Source organism: Haloactinomyces albus (assembly GCF_031458135.1).
Lineage (GTDB): Bacteria > Actinomycetota > Actinomycetes > Mycobacteriales > Pseudonocardiaceae > Haloactinomyces > Haloactinomyces albus.
The window spans coordinates 3,149,654-3,172,965 of the sequence record NZ_JAVDXW010000001.1 but is presented as its reverse complement, the minus strand read 5'-3'; the positions used below and the strand labels follow the sequence as shown (position 1 = coordinate 3,172,965).

Annotated in this window: 25 protein-coding genes; 10 read left to right on the top strand and 15 right to left on the bottom strand. The window is 67.7% G+C overall.

From position 1 onward, the window contains the following. Positions 1 to 78 precede the first annotated feature (78 nt). Positions 79 to 1,218, top strand: coding sequence for an Mrp/NBP35 family ATP-binding protein (locus tag JOF55_RS15030; RefSeq protein ID WP_310274707.1), 1,140 nt, complete (start codon positions 79 to 81; stop codon positions 1,216 to 1,218). A gap of 125 nt (positions 1,219 to 1,343) precedes the next feature. Here the strand turns inward: JOF55_RS15030 and JOF55_RS15025 are convergent, their stop codons facing one another. Beyond that, positions 1,344 to 2,006: an O-methyltransferase gene (locus JOF55_RS15025; protein ID WP_310274705.1), complete on the bottom strand. Its 663-nt coding sequence runs from the start codon at positions 2,004 to 2,006 to the stop codon at positions 1,344 to 1,346. Positions 2,007 to 2,273: 267 nt separating this feature from the next. On the opposite strand from JOF55_RS15025, the gene sigE reads away from it, so the two are divergent. The 4 genes from sigE to tatB all read left to right on the top strand — a co-directional run bounded on the left by sigE (position 2,274) and on the right by tatB (position 5,812). Beyond that, complete coding sequence (gene sigE, locus JOF55_RS15020) at positions 2,274 to 2,855, top strand: RNA polymerase sigma factor SigE (protein ID WP_374727510.1); 582 nt, start codon at positions 2,274 to 2,276, stop codon at positions 2,853 to 2,855. Further along, a complete protein-coding gene (locus JOF55_RS15015; RefSeq protein WP_310274701.1) occupies positions 2,852 to 3,643 on the top strand; it encodes a zf-HC2 domain-containing protein in 792 nt (263 codons plus the stop codon). The genes sigE and JOF55_RS15015 overlap by 4 nt, the downstream gene beginning before the upstream one ends. Positions 3,644 to 3,799: 156 nt before the next feature. Next, a complete protein-coding gene (locus JOF55_RS15010; protein ID WP_310274699.1) occupies positions 3,800 to 5,272 on the top strand; it encodes a S1C family serine protease in 1,473 nt (490 codons plus the stop codon). A gap of 108 nt (positions 5,273 to 5,380) precedes the next feature. After that, positions 5,381 to 5,812 (top strand): Sec-independent protein translocase protein TatB, encoded by a 432-nt coding sequence (tatB, locus tag JOF55_RS15005; protein ID WP_310274697.1) that lies wholly within the window; start codon positions 5,381 to 5,383, stop codon positions 5,810 to 5,812. 174 nt (positions 5,813 to 5,986) lie between these two features. On the opposite strand, the gene JOF55_RS15000 is transcribed toward tatB, so the two are convergent. The 3 genes from JOF55_RS15000 to JOF55_RS14990 all read right to left on the bottom strand — a co-directional run bounded on the left by JOF55_RS15000 (position 5,987) and on the right by JOF55_RS14990 (position 9,074). Then, positions 5,987 to 7,159: an MFS transporter gene (locus tag JOF55_RS15000; protein WP_310274695.1), complete on the bottom strand. Its 1,173-nt coding sequence runs from the start codon at positions 7,157 to 7,159 to the stop codon at positions 5,987 to 5,989. A gap of 10 nt (positions 7,160 to 7,169) precedes the next feature. Next, entirely contained in the window at positions 7,170 to 8,753 is a 1,584-nt protein-coding gene (locus JOF55_RS14995) for a leucyl aminopeptidase (protein WP_310274693.1), read from the bottom strand. 153 nt (positions 8,754 to 8,906) lie between these two features. Beyond that, on the bottom strand, positions 8,907 to 9,074 hold the full coding sequence (locus tag JOF55_RS14990) for a DUF3117 domain-containing protein (RefSeq protein WP_310274691.1): 168 nt from the start codon (positions 9,072 to 9,074) through the stop codon (positions 8,907 to 8,909). 519 nt (positions 9,075 to 9,593) lie between these two features. On the opposite strand from JOF55_RS14990, the gene JOF55_RS14985 reads away from it, so the two are divergent. Further along, positions 9,594 to 10,385, top strand: a complete 792-nt coding sequence (locus JOF55_RS14985) for an enoyl-CoA hydratase-related protein (RefSeq protein ID WP_310274689.1) — start codon at positions 9,594 to 9,596, stop codon at positions 10,383 to 10,385. Positions 10,386 to 10,518: 133 nt separating this feature from the next. Here JOF55_RS14985 and JOF55_RS14980 read toward each other — a convergent pair whose 3' ends face one another. The 3 genes from JOF55_RS14980 to JOF55_RS14970 form a co-directional block, all read right to left on the bottom strand. Next, a complete protein-coding gene (locus JOF55_RS14980; RefSeq protein WP_310274687.1) occupies positions 10,519 to 11,001 on the bottom strand; it encodes an SRPBCC family protein in 483 nt (160 codons plus the stop codon). A 5-nt stretch (positions 11,002 to 11,006) separates the two neighbouring features. Next, a complete protein-coding gene (locus JOF55_RS14975; RefSeq protein WP_310274684.1) occupies positions 11,007 to 11,345 on the bottom strand; it encodes a DivIVA domain-containing protein in 339 nt (112 codons plus the stop codon). A gap of 125 nt (positions 11,346 to 11,470) precedes the next feature. After that, entirely contained in the window at positions 11,471 to 11,803 is a 333-nt protein-coding gene (locus JOF55_RS14970; RefSeq protein ID WP_374727509.1) for a PadR family transcriptional regulator, read from the bottom strand. A 298-nt stretch (positions 11,804 to 12,101) separates the two neighbouring features. Between JOF55_RS14970 and JOF55_RS14965 the strand changes: the two genes are divergently transcribed. After that, positions 12,102 to 13,877, top strand: a complete 1,776-nt coding sequence (locus tag JOF55_RS14965; RefSeq protein WP_310274680.1) for an AbeC-like domain-containing protein — start codon at positions 12,102 to 12,104, stop codon at positions 13,875 to 13,877. Beyond that, the gene (locus JOF55_RS14960; protein ID WP_310274677.1) at positions 13,874 to 14,245 is read left to right on the top strand and encodes a hypothetical protein; all 372 of its coding nucleotides are present in this window, start codon (positions 13,874 to 13,876) and stop codon (positions 14,243 to 14,245) included. The genes JOF55_RS14965 and JOF55_RS14960 overlap by 4 nt, the downstream gene beginning before the upstream one ends. Before the next feature lie 135 nt (positions 14,246 to 14,380). On the opposite strand, the gene JOF55_RS14955 is transcribed toward JOF55_RS14960, so the two are convergent. Beyond that, positions 14,381 to 15,013: an LOG family protein gene (locus tag JOF55_RS14955; protein ID WP_310274675.1), complete on the bottom strand. Its 633-nt coding sequence runs from the start codon at positions 15,011 to 15,013 to the stop codon at positions 14,381 to 14,383. Beyond that, complete coding sequence (locus JOF55_RS14950; protein WP_310274674.1) at positions 14,995 to 15,834, bottom strand: LOG family protein; 840 nt, start codon at positions 15,832 to 15,834, stop codon at positions 14,995 to 14,997. The genes JOF55_RS14955 and JOF55_RS14950 overlap by 19 nt, the downstream gene beginning before the upstream one ends. A 335-nt stretch (positions 15,835 to 16,169) precedes the next feature. On the opposite strand from JOF55_RS14950, the gene JOF55_RS14945 reads away from it, so the two are divergent. Then, positions 16,170 to 17,114: a slipin family protein gene (locus JOF55_RS14945; RefSeq protein ID WP_310274672.1), complete on the top strand. Its 945-nt coding sequence runs from the start codon at positions 16,170 to 16,172 to the stop codon at positions 17,112 to 17,114. A gap of 7 nt (positions 17,115 to 17,121) precedes the next feature. Here JOF55_RS14945 and dapE read toward each other — a convergent pair whose 3' ends face one another. Then, positions 17,122 to 18,198 carry a succinyl-diaminopimelate desuccinylase gene (gene dapE, locus JOF55_RS14940; RefSeq protein WP_310274669.1) on the bottom strand — a complete coding sequence of 359 codons (1,077 nt, stop codon included), beginning with the start codon at positions 18,196 to 18,198 and terminating at the stop codon, positions 17,122 to 17,124. Positions 18,199 to 18,302: 104 nt separating this feature from the next. Between dapE and dapD the strand changes: the two genes are divergently transcribed. Further along, complete coding sequence (dapD, locus tag JOF55_RS14935) at positions 18,303 to 19,307, top strand: 2,3,4,5-tetrahydropyridine-2,6-dicarboxylate N-succinyltransferase (RefSeq protein ID WP_310274667.1); 1,005 nt, start codon at positions 18,303 to 18,305, stop codon at positions 19,305 to 19,307. Between the two features lie 120 nt (positions 19,308 to 19,427). Here dapD and dapC read toward each other — a convergent pair whose 3' ends face one another. The 5 genes from dapC to mshB form a co-directional block, all read right to left on the bottom strand. Next, entirely contained in the window at positions 19,428 to 20,558 is a 1,131-nt protein-coding gene (dapC, locus tag JOF55_RS14930) for a succinyldiaminopimelate transaminase (protein ID WP_310274665.1), read from the bottom strand. Then, positions 20,555 to 20,875 (bottom strand): ferredoxin, encoded by a 321-nt coding sequence (fdxA, locus tag JOF55_RS14925; RefSeq protein ID WP_310274663.1) that lies wholly within the window; start codon positions 20,873 to 20,875, stop codon positions 20,555 to 20,557. Before fdxA ends, dapC begins: the two co-directional genes overlap by 4 nt. 199 nt (positions 20,876 to 21,074) lie before the next feature. Then, a complete protein-coding gene (locus JOF55_RS14920; protein WP_310274662.1) occupies positions 21,075 to 21,962 on the bottom strand; it encodes a hypothetical protein in 888 nt (295 codons plus the stop codon). Positions 21,963 to 21,974: 12 nt separating this feature from the next. Next, on the bottom strand, positions 21,975 to 22,376 hold the full coding sequence (locus JOF55_RS14915) for a hypothetical protein (protein ID WP_310274660.1): 402 nt from the start codon (positions 22,374 to 22,376) through the stop codon (positions 21,975 to 21,977). Next, entirely contained in the window at positions 22,376 to 23,290 is a 915-nt protein-coding gene (mshB, locus tag JOF55_RS14910) for an N-acetyl-1-D-myo-inositol-2-amino-2-deoxy-alpha-D-glucopyranoside deacetylase (protein ID WP_310274658.1), read from the bottom strand. Before mshB ends, JOF55_RS14915 begins: the two co-directional genes overlap by 1 nt. Positions 23,291 to 23,312: the final 22 nt, after the last annotated feature.

The following is a 23,312-nucleotide window of genomic DNA, read 5'->3' as shown; positions in this document are numbered from 1 at the left end:
ACCGTGGGCACGCATATCGGGCATCCGTAGCATGGATGCCGAGACCATACGCGCAGGAAAGGTCGGTGTCGCGTAACCGTGGCCACTACACAGTCCGCTCCCACCGAAGAGGCCGTTCGCCAGGCTCTCACTCAGGTCGAGGATCCCGAGATCCACAAGCCGATCACCGAACTGGGCATGGTCAAGGGGATCACGGTCGGCGATGACGGTGATGTCGAGGTCGGCGTGTACCTCACGGTGCAGGGATGCCCGATGAAGGACACCATCACCCAGCGGGTCGACTCCGCGGTATCGGGAATCGAGGGCGTGCGCTCGGTCTCCGTCGAGCTCGACGTGATGAGCGACGAGCAGCGCACCGAACTGCGCAAGCAGCTGAAGGGCGGCGCCGAGGAGCCCAGGATTCCGTTCGCCGAGCCGGGCTCGATGACACGCGTGTACTGCGTCGCCTCCGGCAAGGGCGGCGTCGGCAAGTCCAGCGTGACGGTCAATCTCGCCGTGTCGATGGCCCAGCGGGGCCTGTCGGTCGGTGTCGTCGACGCCGACATCTACGGACACTCCGTGCCCCGGATGCTCGGCACGGAGAACAAGCCCACCCAGGTCGAGAACATGATCATGCCGCCGCAGGCGCACGGCGTGAAACTGATCTCCATCGGCATGTTCACCCCGGGCAACACGCCGGTGGTGTGGCGCGGTCCGATGCTGCACCGGGCACTCCAGCAGTTCCTGTCCGACGTGTTCTGGGGCGACCTGGACGTCCTGCTGCTGGACCTGCCACCCGGCACCGGTGACGTGGCACTGTCCACCGCTCAGCTCATGCCCAATGCCGAGATCCTGGTCGTGACCACACCGCAGCAGGCAGCCGCCGAGGTCGCCGAGCGGGCAGGTGCGATCGCGATGCAGACCCGTCAGCGGCTGGCAGGCGTCGTGGAGAACATGTCCTGGATGGAACTGCCCGACGGGCAGCGGATGGACGTGTTCGGCTCCGGTGGCGGCCAGATCGTCGCGGACTCGCTGACCAAATCCGTGGGTGCCGACGTGCCGCTGCTCGGTCAGATCCCGCTCGACCCGCGCCTGCGTGAGGCCGGCGACGGGGGCACGCCGCTGGTGTTGGAGGCTCCCGAGTCCCCGGCAGGCGTGGTTCTCGGCGACGTGGCGAAGAAGCTCTCCACCCGTGCCCGCGGGCTGGCCGGCCAGCTCCTGTCGGTTTCCCCGGCGTAGGGAGTCCGCGTACTCCCCGAGGCCCGTCCGGTCGGTCTTGGTGGGGGTGAGGTTTTCCGGAAGACTTCACCCCTCACCCGGGTACCGGGGCCAGGCGGAACCCGGGTACCGGGGCCAGGCGGAGTCTAGGTCCGGGCGATGGCCAGTAGCCCATCCTCGACCGGCAGTGCGACCGGGACCAGGCTCGGGTCCGCGTGGACGGCTCGGAGGAGTTCGTGCAGGGCGGCGGTCCTCGGGGTTCCCGGGTTCCGCCGTGCCGGATCACCGAGGTCGCTGTCGGGCACGATGCCGCGGAACACGAGGGTCCCGCCGGGGCGCAGCAACCGCTTACCGGGCTCCAGGTAAGCGGAGTAATCCGGTTTGGTGGCGTCGATCAGTACCAGGTCATAGGCGCCCTCGGTGAGCCGGAGCAGCACCTCTTGAGCCACTCCCGTGATGAGCCTCGTGCGGTTGCCGGGCACTCCGGCCTCCGTCAGCGCCGCCCGAGCCGTGCGCTGTGCGTCGGGATCGAGGTCGATGGAGGTGAGCAGCCCGTCGGCGGCCATGCCCTCCAGCAGGGACAGAGCGGTCGCGCCCGAACCGGTACCGACTTCCACCACGGCCCTGGCTCGCAGCACCGAGGTCAGAAACCGCAACGTTGCCCCGGTGGATACGGGAAGTACACTCGCTTCGGCGCTGCCCGCATGGTTCCCGCGGAGGGAGACCACACCGCTGTCGGCGCCGCGGCGTCCGGCGTCATTCCGGCCCGCGGGCTCGTTGTCGGTCGGTTTCTCGGGGAACACGATCACATAGGCTATCGTCGCGGTATTCACGGACACGCGAGACCGTCGGGATCACGCTGTTGTGACTGCCGTTTTCTCAGGCTGCTCTCAGCCCGCTTTCACGTCCGCCTCACGAGCGGAAAGCACAGTGAAGGTGTCATATCCGGTCGCGCACGGCGTCTCTTGCTCAGACCGCCGGGAACACAGCAGCCGGCAGAATCGTTCTACGGGGCACAACCCCCGCAGGAGGTGCCTTCCACTCACATGGCAACTCACACCCCCGCGACAGAGCCGATGAGCTCGATGGCCGACGCCGACCAGCACGCCGTCATCCCGTCGCAGGAGACAGCGTGGACACCTCCGACCTGGGAGGAAGTGGTTCGTAACCACGCCGACCGGGTTTATCGGCTGGCTTACCGGCTCTCCGGCAACAAGCATGACGCCGAGGACCTGACCCAGGAGACGTTCATTCGCGTGTTCCGCTCCCTGGCGTCGTACAAGCCCGGCACCTTCGAAGGTTGGCTGCACCGCATCACCACCAACCTGTTCCTCGATATGGCACGTCGCAGGTCACGGCTGCGAATGGAGGGCCTCCCCGAGGACACCGACCGCATCCCCGGCCGGGGGCCGAGTCCCGAACAGGTGTTTCACGAAACCCACCTGGACCCGGATCTGCAGGCCGCACTCGACGAGCTCGCACCCGAGTTCCGGGCGGCGATCGTGCTCTGCGACGTGGAGGGCCTGTCCTACGAGGAGATCGGTACCACTCTCGGGGTGAAGCTGGGTACTGTACGCAGCAGGATCCATCGTGGGCGGCAACTGCTCAAGGCGGGTCTGGCAACTCGCCGGGAGAAGGCACGGGAGGAGTCCGCATGAGCGCATTGCGTGGGTGGGGGTTACCCGAGCAGCATCTTGCACTGGATGCGCTCGTCGCTTTCGTCGACGGCGAGTTGACCCCGAACGCCCACGATCGTGCGGCCGCACACATCGCGAAGTGTTCGGCGTGCAAGGCGGACGCAGCAGCCCAGCGGCAGGCACGCTCGGCGATTCGCGCGGCGGACACGCCGTCGATGTCGCCACAGTTCCTCAGGACGCTGCAGTCCATCCCCGGGGAAGCACAACTGCCCGACCGGCCGGACGAACTCGCCCTCACCGAAGACGGCCGGCTGGTGGCCCTGAATCACCGTGATGCGAATCACTCCGGCGCGTCGTCGGCCTACGAGTCCACCGTTCCCGTGCTGGGATCGAGCGCCCGGTTGGGCCGTGGCCGCCGAGACGGCGATGGGGGCACTCCGCTCGGGGGCGACGTTTCCGAGCAAGCTTCGGAGCACTCCCAGCATCCCAGGGGGCACGGGCGCAGAGCCAAGCAGGGCGCCAGCGTCGTGTTCTCCGGCATCGTGCTCGGTGCTCTGGCGTTCATGAACATTCCCGCGGAAGAGTCGGACAACACCGTGACCACGGTGCCTCGACCCTTTCCCCAGGGCGACACCGCCCGCGAGGACGCCACCGTTCCCGCCTCCGCACCGGCCACCACCCCGAGCGCCACACCGGCGAGCGGATCGCAGGCCACGCCCCTGCGGGAAATTCCGGCGGCGCAGATACCGACCGGACCCGACCTCGGCACGAGCACCACACCCGCTTCGGCAGCACCCCCGGCCGGATGATGTCGCCACCGGATCGTCGTACCCACGGAGACTTCACGCCGTTCCCGGCAAAATGGGTGCGAAGTGGGTCCTGACACCGGCATACGTCGGCGCCCGTTCGTGTGATCCACTCGCATGGCAGCGACAAGGCCGATACGTGCACATGCCCGGGGAGCGATGAGCGAGCAGCCGAGGAGGTCCGTGCAGGACCCCGATCCGGAACAGTCGGCGGTGTTCCGCCGCCCCCAGGGCGTCGAAGGCAGCTTCGATTCGCGCAGACGTGGCGATCTTCCGCCCCGCGGCATCGAAAACACACCCCCCACCCCGGAAGCGCTGGCAACGGCATTCAGCCGTCCACCGGGTAGTGCCGAGGCGCTGCAGCGCGCGCCCGGTGATCCGGAACCGTCCGAACGGACACCGCCGGACGAACAGCTGTTCTGGAACAGCCACGGCGAGCGGGATCCGTGGCGGGACCCGGCTTCCGGCGTGGTCGTCGGGGCTCCGGCACTCACCGAGGAAAACTCCGACAAGGACCACGAACCGACTCCCGGTCCTCTGCTGAGCGCACGAGAGGTGCTGTTCGGCCGCAGAGTGCACCCACGTGCCCTGGCTGCGCTGGCTGCCGTGGCACTCCTCCTCGCGGGCGTCGGTGGCTTCGTCGGGCGTATCACCGCCGAGGAAGGCAACCCGCTGACCAATCCGGACGTGACCCTCGCCAAGGTCGAGCCGAGTGTGGATCGCCCGCCCGGGACCGTCGCCACAGTCGCCGCACGCGTCGTCCCCGCCGTGGTCTCGGTGGAGGTCCAGGTGGGTTCCCAGGGAGGAACCGGCTCGGGAGTGGTCATCGACGGCAACGGCTACATCGTCACCAACAACCACGTGATCTCCATGGCGGTGGACACTCCCGAGGCGAAGGTCTTCACCGTCTTCTCGGACGGTACGCGTGTGCCCGCACGGATCGTCGGACGCGATCCCCGAACCGACCTCGCCGTGCTGAAGGTCGACGTGGCCAACCCCACCGTGGCTCAGCTCGGCAGCTCCGAGGATCTCGCGGTCGGTGACAGGGTGATCGCCATCGGTTCTCCACTCGGCTTGGAGAGCACGGTCACCAGCGGCATCGTCAGTTCGATGCATCGCCCGGTACGGCTGGCCGGGGAGGGCACCGACACCAACGCGGTCATCGACGCCATCCAGACCGACGCCGCCATCAATCCGGGCAACTCGGGTGGGGCTCTGGTCAACGCCAACGGCGCCGTGGTCGGCATCAGCAGCGCGATCCGCACCCTCGGCTCGAGTGGGCAGAGCGGATCGATCGGTCTCGGCTTCGCCATCCCGATCGACGAGGTACGTCGGGTGACCGAACAGCTCATCCGTACCGGCCAGTTTCAGCACGCCAAGCTGGGTGTGAACGCCAAGTCGGTCACCGACGGGACAGAGGGGGGTGCCCAGGTGCAGAACGTGCAGCAGGGCAGTGCCGCCGAAGCAGCGGGGGTCGCGGAGGGCGATGTCATCATCAAGGTCGGTGACCGGCAGGTCGCCAGCGCCAACGAATTGATCGTGGCGGTGGACGAACACCGCGTCGGCGCCACTGTCCCGATCACCGTGGTCCGCGGCGGCCGCGAGCTCGTCCTCGATGCCACCCTGCAATAACGTGTATCCGGCGGTTGGTCCGATGTTCGTTTCCGTGCGGCACCGTGTGGCCGGTATGCTGGCGCCGCCGTGTTCCTGCGGCCGTGAAGTGATCCGGGAGGAGTCGAGGTGTTCGATAGCATCGGCTGGGGTGAGATTGCTGTGCTCATCATCGCCGGTCTGTTCATTCTCGGCCCGGAGCGACTTCCCTCGGCGGCAGCATGGCTGGGTAGGGCCGTGCGACAGGTCAAGGAGTACGCCACAGGAGCACGGGAGCAACTCCGCTCCGAACTCGGAACGGAGTTCGACGAGTTGCGTCAACCGCTGGAAGACCTGCGCGGCGTCCGCAACTTCGACCCCCGCAAGGCGGTCACCCAGCACCTGTTCGACGGCGAGAACCCGCTGGACGGGATCACCAACGACAAGCATCCCCACAGCAGCGGTCGAAGCAACGGCAATGGGGACAAACGTCCTTCGGACGCGCGGCCGGTCTCCGGCAACACCGACCAACAGCCGCTGGAGCCCGGAGAGCGACCCCCTTACGATGCCGACACCACGTAGCGAGTGCGCGGATCGGTTTGCGTAGTGGTGCGGATGGCGGAACCTCCGGCTGCGGCCTCGCTGCTGCGCTTCGCTGCGGGGCCGCACTGCGGGAGCCGGTACCTCGAGTAGTGTAGCCACGTCGACCAATCCGCGTGGTCACCGGGACGTACAGCTCCCTGCGCAACCGCTCTCTCACGTGGCGCTACGCGCGAGGAGCACACCCCCGGCGGCGACGGCAAGCCAGCAACACAGCAACGCCGTCATCCCCGCCCATCCCCACGCAGCGAAGGCCGTGCCACCGGCCACACCACCGACACTGCTCCCCGAGTAGTAGCAGAACTGGTACAGCGAGGACGCCTGGCCTCGCGCCGACTCCGGAGCCCGGGCACCGACCCAGGTGCTGGCCACCGAATGGGCCATGAAGAACCCGCCGGTGAACACGACCAGACCGGCCAGGATCAGCACCAGTTGCCCGCTCAGCATCGTCAGCAGCCCGAGAACGGTGATCGACAACCCGCACAGCAGCACCGGGGAACGCCCCCGGCGATCAGCTGCCCGACCGGCGACCGCCGAACTCACCGTACCCGCCGCATAAGCGAGAAAAGCCAGCGCAGCCAGCGCCGGTGGCACCATCAGCGGGGGGCCGATCAGCCGGAAACCGAGCACGTTGTAGATCGTGACGAAGGAACCCATCCCCAGCGCCGCCACCAGGTACGGCGCGTACAGCACCGGGGTGCTCGCGGCGCTGCGCAGCCCCGCTGCCAGCGGACGCCATCGCCACGGCTGTCTGCTGTGGCGGCTGTCGGCGGGCAGCAGCGTCACGAACACGACCGTGCACACACCGGCCAGCAGTGCCACGGCCAGCATCCCGCCGGACCATCCGGCGAAGTCCGCGACCACCCCGCACACGATGCGGCCGGACATTCCGCCGATCGTGGTTCCCGCGACGTAGAGCCCCATCGTGCTGCCGAGATGCCTGCCCCCGGCCTCGTCGGCCAGGTAGGCGACGGCAACGACGGCGAGGCCTGCCACAGCCGCACCCTGCACCAGGCGCGCACCGACCATCAGGGGGAAGTGGTGCACCCACGGCAGGAGCAGACCGATTCCCTCGGCAACCAGCAAGGACACGACCATGATCCGGCGGCGCCCGAGCACTTCGGACAGCGTTCCCAGCGGAATCGCTGCCAGTGCCAGCCCGAGCGTGCTCGCCGAGATCAGCAGCGCCACGGTCCCGGGCGAGACCGAAAACTCCGCGGCGAGTTGCGGCAGCACCGCCTGCGGTGCGTAGAGCAGCGCGAACAGGGCCAGAGCACCGGTCAGTGACGCGAACCTGATTCTGCGTACCCGGCCCGCGTCACCGTCCACGATGCTGCGGCTACTCGGTGAAGCCGGCCACGAACTCGATGAGAGTGCGCGCGGCGAACCCGGTGGCACCGGTAACGACCTCGGCATAAGGCTTGTCGGCACGGGCGGGCCCTGCGATGTCCAGGTGCGCCCACGGCAGCCCCGAGGTGAACTCGCGCAGGAACAGCCCCGCCGTCACCCCGCCCGGTCCCGGTGGCGTCTGCCGCACATCGGCGATCTCGCTGCGAACGTCCTCGGCGTGGTCATCGAGCAACGGCATCGGCCACCAGGACTCGCCGGTACGCTCACCCGCCGCGCGCACCCGGTCACCGAGCCGTTCGTCCGTACTGAGCACACCTCCGGTCCGCAGGCCGAGAGCAACCTTCATCGCACCGGTCAGGGTCGCCACGTCCACGAGCATGTCCGGCTCGTACCTGCGCACGGCATAGGCCAGGGCATCCGCCATCACCATGCGTCCCTCGGCGTCGGTATTGCCGACCTCGGTGGTCGTGCCGCCGTAGTGACGCACGATGTCGCCGGGGCGGTAGGCCGATCCCGATACGTGGTTCTCCGCCGCGGGAACCAGGGCGGTCACCCGGACAGGCAGTTCGAGCCGCGCGATCGACAACATCGCCCCGATCACGGCCCCACCACCGGACATGTCGGTGCGCATGAGTTCCATGCCGTCGGCGGGCTTGATCGAGATACCACCCGTGTCGAAGGTGATGCCCTTGCCGACCAGCACGATGTGCGGTGCCGATCCCTCGGAGCCGGACGCCGGGAGGTCCGGAGTCCAGGACAGTTCCAGCAGGCGCGGTGGCCGCGCGGAGCCGCCACCGACCGCCAGGATTCCGCCGAACCCGTGATCGCCGAGCCACTTCTCGTCCCGGACGGTCGCCTCCAGACCGGGTATGGCGCGCGCGAGCTGCGCGGCGGTGTCGGTGAACCAGGCCGGATCCTTGACATTGGACGGCGCATTGGCCAGGTCACGGGCCAGTGCTGTGGCTGCCGCCCACTGGTGGGCGCGCCGTACCGCTTCGCTCAGCGCTGCGGTGTCGGCTCCCTCGGCAGCGACCAGCAGTGCCTTGCGCAACCGGGGCGGCGTCGGCTTGGCAGTCACGCGGAACCGGTAGTCGCCGAGGGACAGGCCGAGTGTCAGTGCCGTGACCGTGTCCGCGTCGGCATCCTCGGGAAGCCGGACCTGCACATAGTCGGCGTCCAGCGCATCCCCGAGGTCCTCGGGTTCGGTGCCGTCGCCGTCGCCTTCACCGAGGCGCTCGCGGACCGCCCGGGCGAGCCCGGCGCCGACCCGACGCCAGCTCGCCGGTTCACCGGAGCCCGAGCCGACCACCCAGCCGAACCTGCCGTCGGCCATCGGCACAGTGCGGACCTCACCGGCCGAACTCGTGGCACCCACGGTCTCCAGCAGTACGGTGTCCACCTCGAACGTCGCGGCAGCGGCAGCAAGATCCGTCGAGCCGTCGACATCCGGCACCGGCACTGCCGTGGGGACACCCTCACGCTGCCGCTCGACCACTTCCACGTCGACCAGTGACGTCGGGATCACGGGGAGGACCGAGTCGGCGGCCGACGCCGACACTGAAGAACCGGGCACCACGGCACCTTCCTGTTCACTGCGAATACCTACGACTGTGCTACAGCATGCGTTCGTGACCTGCCTGCGGACGGCGACCCCGGCACCGTCTTCGGGTGCCGGGGCTCAAACGCTTCACCTGATCGGGCACTCCCCGATCGCTTCGCGGCGACCTCAGCCAGTGACCGAGTCCAGGGCTTCGTCCAGGTTCATGGCCTCCTCCATCGTCATCTCGACGACGAGGCGCCCACCGCCCTCGAGCGGAACGCGCATCACGATCCCGCGTCCCTCCTTCGTCACCTCGAGGGGACCGTCACCGGTCCGGGGCTTCATGGCCGCCATAGCGTGCTCCCTCCGTGAACTCTTCCCACCCACTGGTCGCCACAACCAGTTGGTCCCACACCATTCTCCCCCATCCGGATGCAGCCGCGAAACCGAACCGATCAAAGCGTGTCCGAGTTGCGCTGGTCCGATACCGCAGGCAAGTGGCAGACTCAGCCGTCGTGCGAGTTCGTTCGGTGATTCCCGGCCCCAGGGGCAGGCTGATGCGCACGGGTGATGTCGAGCAATCACCGGCCACAGCACCGCACCGCCGCGATCCAGCACGAGCTGCCACGCCTTTTGCCCCCTCCGGATCCCTCGGGAGAGGACGATCACCGTCCACTCCGGAGTGTGCCATTCCGGAGCACCGTCGCCGCATGTTCCGGTCGCGGACGAAACACGACTACCGTGGAGAAGCCCCGATCATCGCAACCGTGTCCGCTGTCACACTGCCGTCACTCTGCTGCCACGCTGCCTGACACCGACGCCGCGGGCGGACGAAGACCCGCCGCGTCGGCCACCACCGACGAAAGGATCCCCGTGTCCGACGATGTACTGCTGATCGAAGACACCCACGGTGTACGACGGATCACGATGAACCGCCCGGATGCGTTCAACTCGCTGACCGTCGAACTCAAGCAGCGGCTGATCGAGGCTCTGCGGGACACGGCAGCCGATGATTCGGTGCGTGCCGTGGTGGTCACCGGCGCCGGAAAGGCATTCTGCGCCGGACAGGATCTCAAGGAACACATCACCCAGTTGGAATCCGACGATCCCACACCACTACGCACGGTGGAGGAGCACTACAACCCGCTTATCCGAGCGGTCACCACCATGCCCAAGCCGACGATCGCCGCGGTCAACGGCACGGCGGCAGGCGCAGGAGCGTCCTTGGCCTATGCCTGCGACCTGCGAGTGGCCGCGGAGAACGCGAAGTTCCTGATGGCTTTCGCCAATGTCGGCCTGTCCACGGATTCCGGCGCGTCGTGGACGTTACCCCGGCTGATCGGATACGGCCGGGCGATGGAGATGCTGTTGCTGGCCGAGCCCGTGGCCGCCGACGAGGCACTGCGGATCGGCATGGTCAATCGCGTCGTGCCCGCGGGCGAAGCGGCAGGCGCGGCCACCGAACTCGCCACCCGGATGGCAACCGGTCCGACCAGCGCGTACGCGCGGATCAAGGAGACGATGCTCGCCGCGGCAGCCGAGGGGCTCGACGAAACGCTCGCGGTGGAAGCGGGGGCCCAGGCCGAGTCCGGGAACACAGCCGATCATCGGGAGGCGGTCTCGGCATTCATCGACAAGCGCGATCCCGAGTTCACCGGCCACTGAACGCGAAACGTCGGGCAATTTCGCGAGAAATTCACCATCACTCGGGTGAACGCCAATTTCTCGCGAAATCGTCCACATCCCCGTACCGGTCCCGGTGCACCGATCCCTGTGCACCGGTCATGTCTTCGTCGGCTCACTCCTCGGCTGTCCCCTCGGACCGGGCGGGGTGATCTCTCCGGTAGCGGTGACAGAACTTCGCGAACCGCGTCAGCGACGTGCGCAGACCCCAGCTGACGCCGGGGCGCACCAGCGGCCAGACCGCGGAGCCGACAGCAGGGAGTTCGAACCGCTCCCACCACATGAACGTCGAACCGTCCGCAGCGCTGCGCACGATGTGGAAACCACCCGTTCCCCGCACCAGGGTGCCGCGATGACGGACGACGCAGCGCAGCGGCGGTGCCCATTCGGTGATCTCCATCGAATCCAGGAAACCGATCCCGCCCAGTCCGGTGAAGGCAATCAGTTCCGCTCCGGGTCCGGCACCGTCGCCGCTGGTCACATGCACTTCAGTGCCCAGCATCCACTCGCGCTGCCTGCTCCAGTCGGTGGCTGCGGCCCAGACCACCTCGGCCGCCTCCTGAACCTGCACGCTCTGCCGCACCTCGGCAGTACCCATGTCTTTCAGTCCCTTCCGTCGGCGGGCGGTCGGTGGCGCTGCTCGCTCGCCGCGTTCAACTGGCGTTCGAGTACCGCGACCTGACCACGCAACTCGTCCAGCTCCCCGGCCAACCGGTTCAGCGCCCAGTCCACCTCGGAAGCCTTGTACCCGCGAAAGACCTGCTGGAATCGCAAGGCGCGCACATCGCCGCCCTGGACCCCCGAGGGCGGCAGTCGCGTCGGAGTCGATCCGGGCGGCAGTGGCTCCATTTCCTCACCACGACCGAATACCAGGGAGGCGAGCAGGTAGATCACCGCGGCCACGGCGAGTACGACGACGAGGTAGATGAGTGCGCTAACCACAGGTCAGATCGTGGCACGGACGGGACGGAACACGGATACCGCCGCCATCCCGGGGTGGGGTGTGTACAGCTCGAAAACAGCGGCGGCGTCGCCCGCCCGGCGAAACACCTCGACACGTCCCACCTTCAGGCAGGAGTGACCACGTCACCGAGTACACCTTCGATAGCAGCGGTGAACTCCCGCCAGGCACGCCGTTCGGCATGGAGAGTGCCCATCCCGGATCGAGTCAGGCGGTAGGTACGTCGCCTGCGCCCGCCGACGGTGCTCCACTCGCTGCACACGTACCCGGCACGTTCCAGCCGGCGCAATGCCGGGTAGACGGTGCCGGTGGGGAGATCGACGGCACCACCGCTGCGTTGCTGCAGCGCCTCGATGATCGCGTAGCCGTGGAGCTGCCTACCGTCGAGAGTGGCCAGCAGCAACCCGTCCAGGTGACCACGTAGGGCATCGGCTTTCACGAGTAGCGACTCTACGGTCATCGGCGGCCACTGTCACGAGCGCCCGGCAAGAGCCTTAAGTCCTCATCCGGTACGCAGCTTTCGTGACCTGCATCACTGATCCTTCCGAGTGGTCGCACACCGGAAAAACGTGACTCGATCGAGGGACGCAACTCACGATCAGCAATCCTGTCCCGGCCCGCCCGAGCCCATTTACTCCGATCGGATGAGTTCATTTCATTTTCTCGCGTCGGATTCACCGGAGTGAGCAATATCAACAGCAGCCCTCGCGCACGGACCGGCACCACCGAGGAGATCCATGCACCCGACACCACCGACGGCCGTAGCGGCACCGAGTAGTCCGCCCGGAGGAACCGGCACTCCACAATCCCACGACGAAATCACACGGCACCTCACGGCTGCCGTCCATCTCAAGCCCGACTTCGCCGACCGCGTCATCGACACCTATTTCTCCGCCCCTTCGGAGGCACTGCCTCCGGCACTGGGATTGGACGCCCGGGTGATCCTGACCCAGGCCCTCGTAGCCCGGCGACGGCGCCGGGCACGTGACGCGACCGTGCTGGCCCTCATGCTCGTGGCCGCACTCGTCGTCCTGCCCTACAGCGTCGCCTTCACCTTGTTCTGGGGCGCGATGTGTCTGTTCTGGTCGTTGACCGTCGGCCTGCGACGAACTCCGCGGCGAGAAGACCCGGACACCCGCGACGAGGAGAGCGGGGTCAGCTTCGTCGGCATGGCCGCCACAGTGCTGTTCCTGGTCTGGCTGCTCGGTGGCGGACTGTTCTTCCTGTTCTCCACCATGCTGATCGCGAGCGCCCTCGGAAGCGGGGGTTCGCCGGGCGTGGCCTGGTTCCTCCTCGCGCTGGTATTTCTGCCGGCCGTGGCCGCGATCTACCTGGTGTTGCTGGCGGACAAGCGTGTCGTGCAGCAGCTGCTGGCCACGCATAGCAGTCCTGCCCCACCGCCGCAGCCATCCCCGCTGATCGCCAACCTGATCAACCGCCTGATTTCGGCGGTCGTTTCCCGCCACGGGCCGCTGCTGGACGAGGTGGCTCACCGGTCGGCGAGCGGCAACATCCTCGTCCACAGTGGCTGGGACGCCTTCGTCGCTCATGGCCACCGCGTCAGCGCCTGGACGCTTCCCCTGGTCCTCCGCCGCCGGGAGCAGAACTCCGACGAAGCCACACCGCTGCGTCCCCAGGAACTGTACGAAGCGGTCAGCACCGAACTGTGCAACATGCGCGAAGCCGACCTGCTCGCCCCCGGCGGACGTCTCCGCGACCTGACGGTGGAGCCCCTGGTCGTGGCCTCCAGTCAGGGCCTCCGCAGGCACCGGGACAGCCCGTTGGCGCACGAGCTACTGCCCGACCACAGCGGACGTCCCGCCATCGCGCTTCGGAACGAGACCTTGCTGAGCCTGATGGACCAGGATCAGGAGTGGGTTCGGCATTTCCAGCGCAGCAGTGTGCCGAGCTGGGACTCCGACCTGGTCGTCTCCACGTTTCTCAACATCGGTTGTGACAACCGCACGCTCTACCTCGAATGGAACGCCTACTGCCTGTTCCCGATCGCTCCGGAGTACCGCAGGGGTGGCCATGTCGACCCATCGGCGTCCCACGCGGTAAGTCTGGCCACGCTCGAGTTCCTGCAGCTGCTGGGCAGCATCGCACGACGCTGGCGCACCATCCGGCAGATGGCACACGGCCTGCGCGCCGCGCCCACCCGGCTCGGAGCGACCGACCCCACCTACGCCCGTCGCAACATCGAGAGCATCCGGGAAATGGCCGCCGACGACCAGTGTGGTGGCGAGTTCCAGGATCTCGACGGCCAGCGCCACATCAGGCTACTGGAGAAACGGATGTTCTCGGCGGTCCGCAACCACCTGACCGAACGCGGCTACAGCACCGAGGAACTGGACCGGCAAAGCACTCACATCATCAACAACACCACGACCATCCGGGGCGGGCAGTTCGTCGGTGCACACAGCTGGGGTTCCCACTCGACCGCCAGTACCGGCACGGTAGCCGCCGCACCGGCTCCGTCTCCGGCAGCCACCGAATCGAGGGAGCACACATGAGTGACGACGAGAAACAACGGATCAACATCAGTGGCGGAAGTTTCGTCGGTGCACACAGCTGGGGTTCCCGCTCGAAAGCACATGCCGAGCAGGTGTTCGGTTCCGGAAACCCCCACCAGGAGGACCTGGAGCAACTTCGGCACCTCGTGCGGCAGCTCGTACGAACTCTGCACGCCGAACCGGAATCGAACCTCGACGGTGGCGAAGCCCGCTGGCGGACCGAAGAACTCTCCGAGCTACTGGAAGACGAGCAACCGAACGCAGAGCACATCAAAAACCGCTGGTCGCGGCTGGAACCGATGCTCGAGACGGTGGGCACGATAGGCTCGGTGGCTTCGATCGCGAGCCTGATCAGCAGCCTGTTCTGACCTTGTGAGCGCTGGGCGGACCAGCGCTCACAGGAACCGGTTCGGGGAACGCCGAGGCAACTCGGAAGCGACATGGGCGTCGAGGAGGTAGTTCATGCCTCAGCCAGGAAATCGGTATCTCCGGGCAGCTCCGCCTCACCCCGCGCAGGCATCGAGGGCGGCCTCGACATCGGTGACCACGGTCAGCGCATCGAGACTGCGCTGGGAAGCGAAACCGCTGCCGACCAGCTCGCGCACCCAATCCAGCAGCCCCCGGTAGTGGCCGTCCGGATCGAGTATCACCACCGGCTTGTCGTGCATACCGATGTAGCGGGAGGTCCACACCTCGAACAGCTCCTCGCAAGTTCCGATACCGCCGGGCAGCGCCAGAAAAGCCGTGGCATGGGCGTCCATCAACCCCTTGCGCTCGCGCATGGTGTCCACGACCAGCAGTTCGTCCGCCTCGGTATCGGCCACCTCCCGGTCGACGAGTTCGCGCGGTATGACCCCGACCGTGCGCGCCCCACCGGAGCGAGCCGATCGGGCGACCTCCCCCATCATCGACACCCGGCCACCACCGGAAACCAGCGTCCAACCCCGCTTGGCGATGGACGCACCGACCTCCCCTGCCAGGTGCACGTAACGCTCGTCGACAGGACGCGACGCGCAGTAGACACAGACCGAAACCTGCCATCCGGCCTCCGGGCTCGCCGCTTCAGAGCTCGCTGCTTCCGGGCTCGCTGCTTCCGGGCTCGCTGCTTCCGGGCTGCTCAGTGCGTGTCCTCCCATGCCTGGTATGCCTCCTCCACGACGCGCACGGCGTCCTCCAAATCGTCGGTCAGATGCAGCAGAGCCAGATCCTTCTCCCCGATCTTGCCCGTCCCGTACATCGTGTCCCGTATCCAGTCGTACAGCCCTTGCCAGTAGGACCGGCCGAACATCACCACGGGGAACTTCGTGACCTTCTTGGTCTGCACGAGAGTGAGCGACTCGAACAGCTCGTCCATCGTGCCGAAGCCGCCCGGCAAGCAGACGAACGCCTGCGCGTACTTGACGAACATCGTCTTGCGCGTGAAGAAGTAGCGGAAGTTGACGCCGAGATCGACCCAGGGATTGAGTCCCTGCTCGAACGGCAACTCGATACCCAGCCCGATCGACAGGCCACCGGCCTCGGAAGCACCCCGATTGACCGCTTCCATCGTACCCGGCCCACCACCGGTGATCGCGGCACAGCCGATCCCGGCCAGCGCCGCCCCCAGCTCGAGCCCGGCCTGGTACTCGGGATGCTCACGCGAGGTCCGTGCGGAACCGAACACCGTGGTCGCGCGCGGGACCTCTGCCAGCGCACCGAATCCCTCGACGAACTCCGCCTGGATCCGCAGCACCCGCCATGGATCCGTGTGCACCCAGTCCGAGGGTCCACGCGAGTCGAGGAGCCGCTGGTCGGTCGTGGTCGGTTCCTGCAGCCTGGACCGGCGCAGCACCACCGGACCGCGCCGTTTCTCGGGCGAATGGTCACTTCCGTTTCCGGTATTGCCGGTGTCCTCGCCGTTCTCGCCACCGTCGTCCTCGGTGCTGTACAAGGAGTCCCCGGGCCCTTCGATCGTCATGCCGATGAGCGTAGGCAGCCCGGGTGAACCTCGAATGAGCCGCCCGGCTCCGCGCAGTACCCATCCGTCGACGATGCCGAGTATGGAACCCCACCGGCCGAGCATCCGCACCGTCAATGGCCGATGAAAATGCTGGTCGGAAGGACTTCATTTCGGGCGTTCGCGGCGTACCATACGAGTAAGGATCGGGTGTTGCCGACAGGCCCGTCAAGCGACAGGCCCGTCAAACGACGGGCGCGGCAGGACCCACCCGCAGATCGTATGTGATCTACGCAGTGGCTTGCAGTCGGCGACCGGTCGTCGGGCACGAACACCATCGGCCCCGGGAGTCCGGCATGATTCTCATCAACGTACTGATCGTGGTTCTCGTCCTCGGCGTGCTTGCCGCCGCGGCCAGTGTGAAGGTCATCAAACAGTACGAGCGCGGAGTCGTCCTACGATTCGGTCGCCTCCAGCAGCAGGTACGGGGCCCGGGACTGACGCTGATCGTTCCCGGGATCGATCGTCTCCGCAAAGTCACCATGCAGATCGTCACGATGCCCGTGCCCGCCCAGGAGGGCATCACCCGGGATAACGTGACCGTGCGGGTCGATGCCGTCGTCTACTTCAACGTCACCGACCCCATCCGTGCGGTGATCAATGTCGAGGACTACCTGTTCGCGATGGGACAGGTCGCCCAGTCCTCGCTGCGCTCCATCATCGGCAAGAGCGATCTCGACGACCTGTTGTCGGACCGGGAGAAGCTCAACCAGGGCCTGGAGCTGATGATCGACAGTCCCGCACTGAACTGGGGCGTGCACATCGACCGAGTGGAGATCAAGGACGTCTCGCTGCCGGAAACGATGAAGCGCTCGATCGCCCGCCAGGCCGAGGCCGAACGGGAGAGGCGCTCGCGCATCATCTCCGCCGACGGCGAGTTCCAGGCCTCCCGCAAGCTGTCCGAGGCCGCCACCGTCATGGCCGACACTCCGTCCGCGCTGCAACTGCGGCTGCTGGAGACCGTGGTGGAGGTGGCAGCGGAGAAGAACTCCACGCTCGTCCTGCCGTTCCCCGTCGAATTGCTGCGCTTCGTCGAGCAGGCCCGGGACGGGCAGCACGGGGAACAGCGTGCCCCGGAGCAGCAGGCGCAGTCGGCATCGAGCGCGGACGGGCAGCATACGGACGGGGCGGACCTTCGGGTCACGCCGGACGCCGCAACGGCACCCGAACCGCGGAAACCCGCCGACGCTCCCCTCGACCCGGCGCTGCCGCCCCCGACCACTTCCCGGGAAGTGATCTGAGTCCCGCTCAGCTCAGGAATCGCCGTAGTACATCCGCGCAGTGTCGGATGTCGCTCGTCGCGACGTTCTCCTCCCGGGTGTGGGCAAGGGTCGGCGAGCCGGGGCCGAAGTTCACGGCGGGCAGACCTCGCTTGGCGAAGCGGGCGACATCCGTCCATCCCAGCTTGGCCACCGGCTCTCCACCCGCGGCACGCACCAGCTCGGCGGTGGCGGGCTCGGTCAACCCGGGCAGGGCCCCCTGCGAGGCGTCCACGACGGTGACGTCGAATCCGTCGAACACCTCCCGCACGTGTTCCTCGGCGGCGGCGAGCGACGTGTCCGGCGCGAAGCGGTGATTGACCGTCACCACGCAGGCGTCCGGGACGACGTTGCCCGCAATGCCGCCTTCCACACGCACCGCCTGGAGCCCCTCGTGAAAGTGCATCCCGTCGATCTCGGGCTGCCGGGGCGTGTACTCGGTGAGCCGCCGCAACACCGGCTCGGCCGCGTGGATGGCATTCTCACCCATCCACGCACGGGCAGTGTGCGCACGACGTCCCTGCGTACGCACCTCGACCCTGAGGGTGCCCTGGCAGCCCGCCTCGATCGAGGCGTTCGACGGCTCGCCCACCACGGCCAGATCTCCCGCCAACCAGTCGGGCAGTTCCCGCTCGATGCGGTTGAGTCCGTTGTACTCGGCAGCGATCTCCTCACAGTCGTAGAACACGAAAGTCAGGTCGTGACGCGGTTCGGTCAATGCCGCGGCGATGTGCAGCATCACCGCGACTCCACCCTTCATGTCCACCGTGCCGCAGCCGTGCAGCACCTCCTCGTCGCCGGTGCCGGTGCGATGCAGCGGAAGATTTCCGTTGATCGGCACGGTGTCCAGGTGCCCGGCGAGCACGACGCGGGAGTCGCACCCCCGGTTCGTCCGAGCCAGCACCGCATCGCCGTTGCGCACCACGTCCAGGTGTGGAGCCTGCGTTCGCAGGGCCTGCTCCACCGCGTCGGCGAGATCGGTCTCCTCACCGGAAACACTGGGAACATCCACCAGCGCGGCGGTCAATTCGACAGGGTCGGCGGTGAGATCCAAGCGTGCGGTCACGGTTGCGCAGGATACCCGCCCGCCCGCGGCGGCCTGCGTTCCCACCGGCCACGACCTCACCCTGCACGGGCTTCGGCCACCTGCACCGATTACTGTTTTCAACCATGAACAGCGCGTCCACGACCAGCCCGCAGAATCCCGACCCACAGGCCACGGGCGCCCACGGTGTGGGCCTGGCCACTGTCACCGACGACGGCACGGTGCTGGACACCTGGTTCCCCATCGTCAAGCTGGGTGATCCCGACCAGGTCGGTAGCACCCGGCTGTCCCCGCAGGAGGTCTCCGACACGCTCGGTTCCGCGAGCGCCGACCTGCTCGGCCGAGACGATGCCCGCGGCGTCGAGGTGGTCGCGGTGCGCACCGGCGTGGCTCGCTTGTCCGATGCACCGGCCGACACGCACGAGGTCTACCTGCGGCTGCACCTGCTGTCGCACCGCCTGGTGCGCCCGCACGGGCAGAACCTCGAAGGCATCTTCGGTCTGCTGTCCAATGTCGTGTGGACCAATCACGGCCCCTGCCCGGTGGAGGGCTTCGAGGCGACCCGCCTACGGCTGCGGGCACGCGGGGCGGTCACCGTCTACAGCATCGACAAGTTCCCCCGGATGGTCGATTACGTCATTCCCTCCGGAGTCCGGATCGGCGATGCCGACCGGGCGCGGCTCGGTGCCCACCTGGCCGGCGGAACCACCGTCATGCACGAGGGTTTCATCAACTTCAACGCGGGCACTCTGGGTGCCTCGATGGTCGAGGGACGTATCTCGGCCGGGGTGGTCATCGGGGACGGTTCCGACGTCGGCGGTGGCGCGTCGATCATGGGGACGCTCTCCGGCGGCGGCAAGGAGGTCATCTCGGTGGGTCAACGCTGCCTGATCGGCTCCAACGGCGGCGTGGGCATCTCCCTCGGTGACGACTGCGTCGTGGAGGCGGGCCTGTACGTCACGGCAGGCACCAAGATCACCCTTCCGGACGGAACCCTGACCAAGGCCTCCGAGGTCTCCGGGAACGACGGTCTGCTGTTCCGTCGTAACTCCACCACGGGCGCCGTCGAGGTCGTGCCCCGCACCGGCGGCAAGGTCGAACTCAACGCCGCACTGCACGCCAACGACTGAGTCACTCCGGAACGTGGGGCGCCTCCACCGGACAAAGGCGGGCGGAAGCGCCCCACGGTGCCGGGTTCGGCACGATCGTTGCCGACTTCGCACGAAACCGACCGACGCCGCGAGCGGACGTCACTCGGCGAGGCGCTTCGCGGCGGCGTCGACCCGCTCGTCGGTGGCGGTGAGCCCGATACGCACGTGCTCGCCACCACCGGGTCCGTAGAAGGTGCCGGGAGCGGCGAGGATGCCGCGCTGTGCCAGCCAGTCCACCGTCTGCCACGCGTCCTCCCCGCGCGTCGCCCACAGGTAGAGCCCACCGCGCGAGTGCTCGACGGTGAAGCCCGCCCGTTCCAGTTCCGGCCACAGCACCGCGCGTCGCGAGGCGTAGAGATCACGCTGCACGCGCACGTGGTCGTCATCACGGAAAGCGACGGTCATCGCCTCCTGCACCGGGCGCGGCACGATCATCCCGGCGTGCTTGCGCAGTTCCAGGAGGCCACGCACCAATTCGGAATCACCGGTGACCAGACCTGCGCGGTATCCGGCGAAGTTCGAGGACTTCGACAGCGAGTGCACCGCGAGCAGACCCTCGAAGGAGTCTCCGCATACGGAGGGGTGCAGTACGGAGACGGGTTCGGCCTCCCACCCCAGCGACAGATAGCACTCGTCGGAAGCCACGACGGCACCGACGTCGCGGGCCGCGCGCACCGACGTGGCGAGTTGCTCGGCATCCAGGACACGGCCGGTCGGGTTCGACGGGGAGTTCAACCACACCAGTGCGGTCCCGGCAGGTGGAGCCTGGCCGGGGCTCAGTCGCACGGTTTCGGCACCCGCGAGCCGCGCACCGACCTCATAGGTCGGGTAGGCCAGGTCCGGGATCGCCACGAGGTCTCCCGGCCGGACCCCGAGCAACATCGGCAGCCAGGCCACGAGTTCCTTCGATCCGAGCGTCGGCAGTACCGCGTCGGCGGCAAGGCCGCGGATTCCGTAGCGGCGATCCAGCGAATCCACTGCCGCCTCGCGGAGCTGCTCCGTGCCGTGCGTCGCCGGATAGCCGGGGGAATCGGCTGCAGCGGACAGCGCCCGCTGCAGCACGGGTGGGACCGGGTCGACCGGCGTCCCGACCGAGAGGTCGACGACGCCTTCCGGATGGGCCCGCGCCACCGATGCGTACCCGGACAGGGAGTCCCAGGGGAAGCTCGGCAGATCGGGGCCGCGCCGCCCGGACGGTCCCGTACCGCCCGGGTGGTCGGCGGGACTCATTCGCCTTGCGGAGGCAGGCTGGTGACGGGCTCGACGTCCTTGTTGACCCGTCCCACCTTGGCCGCGCCGCCAGGCGATCCGAGGTCGTCGAAGAAGTCCACATTGGCCTGCGTGTAGGCAGCCCACTCCTCCGGCACGTCGTCCTCGTAGTAGATGGCCTCGACCGGGCAAACCGGTTCGCAGGCGCCGCAGTCGACGCACTCATCGGGGTGGATGTAGAGCATCCGCCCGCCCTCGTAGATGCAGTCGACGGGGCATTCCTCGATGCAGCCCTTGTCGAGCACGTCGACGCAGGGCTCGGCGATCACGTAGGTCACGGTTGCTCTCCTGCTAGAAACGTTCGTCCTCCGCGCACAGGATCACCTGGCACGGTCGCTGACAGTATCCCTCGTTACCACCCCGGATACGTAAGTGGCTCCCACTTCACGAGAAGCTCCACGGCCGGGGCTCCCGTGACTCTACTTCGGGACACATCATGGGCACACGCGTCATACCCCGACACGGGGCGGGCCAATCTCACACGGCCGGAGGTGGATTGCGGCGAAGCCACTTCGAGCCATGCCGTGCCACCCGGCGCAGTGCCGAACGTTCTCCCAGGTAACCGCCCACCACACCGAGGACGGGAACCGAACCGATCGCCTCGTGGTGGAACCGTCCCTGCGGTCGCTTGTCGAGTTCGGAATCGATTTCCCACAGGGTGCGTGCCATTCGCCACACCGTATTCGCCACCGCTGCGGATGTCGGGCGCCCGTGCTCGCGGCGGGATGCCTCCAGCTCCTCGGTGAGCTCGGCGGTGCGTTCGTCATCGTGCTCTCGCGCACCCGTGCCGGTCCCCTCCGCGACCGTGCGCGGAAGAGCACGGTCGAGGACCACCTCGGCGATCAGCCGAACCTGGTGGGCCTGATCGTGCACGCCGTGCTCGGAGGCGATGGCCGACAACACCAGTCCCTGACCGACCGTCCCGAGTGCGTTGCGGATCGGCAACCGTGATGTGATCACACCGCCGAAGTTCGGCAGGCCGGCCAGTAACGCGAGAAACCGGCCCACCCTCCGTGCCCACCAGTCGCAGCGCTGGTCGATGGTCATCGCATCCCAGGCCGAGCTACCGGGCAACTGCATCGAATCGAGCCTGCGCATCAACCTGTCCAGTCTGCCGGGCTCGCCGGGGTCCTCCTGCCCGCCGGCACTTTTCCCACCGGGATGCTCCTCCTCGGAAGGCTCTTCGGCGGGATCGAACTCCTGCGGCTCGGGGGGTGGTTCCGCGGTCACCTCGTCCCCACCACGAAACCGGCGGCGCAGCCGCAGTGGATCGGCCTCTCGCAGAGCCTGCAGAACCGGTGCGGTGGCGCGCACGAACGGCCGCAGCACCGCGGCGATGCGCTCGTCGGTCAGTACCTCGGCCACCGTGCCTCCCGTTCACCTCGTGTCCCGGGGCCGCACCGGCTCGACTCCCCGGCGTCCCTGCACAATCCCGAGCATCAGGGCACCGGGGATCGCCCCGGCGGCGAGGAACAGGTACGTGCGCCAGTCATTGGCAAGCAGCAGCACGTCCCCGCCGGGACCTGCGAGGCCGAAGACGAACACCGTCACGAACCATGCCACCAGCGGCGCGGCGGCAACGCCTCGGCGGCGGGAGAGCTTACCCGCTTGTGCGACCAGCAGCGGTGTGGTCACCGCCGCCAGCGCCGTGGTGCTGGGGAAAGGCATGTCACCGAGGTAGGAAGGCAGGAACAGCAGCTCGAGCACCGCCAACAGCACGGCGTCGAGCAGCAGGAAGCCGATCACCACCCGGTCGAGCACTCTCCCCCGGGAGGTCATCAGCGCTCGCTCACCGGTTCGGTCCCGCTGACCCCGAGACCCCCGAAAAGGTCGGTCGAGGCGCCCTGTTCCGCACCCCGTGCCAGCACGTAGTGCTCCGTGTTCGCCAGCGGCTGCCCGACATCGTTGGACAGAGCGTATCCTGCGACTCCGGTACCGTTGTCCCACTGGTCGAGCCACACCCGGACCTGGGTGCCGTGGGCGCGCAGTGCATTGATCTTGGCGGGCAGGTGTTCGCCGACATCGACAACGGTGGTGACCGACTCGTCATCGACATGCGGCAATTCGTGCAGCCGTGGCAGCGTGAACGGCATTCCCTCGGCCCGGGCCAAGCGGTCCAGCCCCTCCCGGACCGCCTCCCGCGAGGGCACCACATGGAATACGCGCAGCACGTCGGGCACCTTCGCCGTGGCGGCCATCGTCACGTCGTGGGCACGGATGTGATCGGGATGGCCGTAGCCGCCGTCGGCGGCGTAGGTCACCACCACCTGCGGCTTCACCTCCCGGAGCACGGCTTCCAGCGAGTCGGACTGCTCCGCGAGGTCACCGTTGACGAACGCACGAGGGTGGGCGTCGGCGACCGTGCCCGCGGCCTTGCCCGGCTCCTGCCAGACCATGCCGGAGTCGCGCCACCGCCCGATCCCCCCCAGAAAACGATGCCCGGCGACGCGAAGGGCCGAGCAGGCGGAGCGCAGCTCGCCGAGGCGGTAACCGCCGAGCTGATCGGCCTGCTCGGAAGCCAGGCCGCGCAGGCTCTCGGGAATGACCTCGCCTTCCTCGCCGAGAGTGCAGGTCACCACCGTCACCTGCACGCCGCGGGCGGCGTAGCGGGCAATGGTCCCGCCTGTCCACAATGTCTCGTCATCGGGGTGTGCGTGTACCAGCAACAACCGCGGTGGGGCCGTCAGCGTCACCGGTCCAGCGTAATCGTCCGGG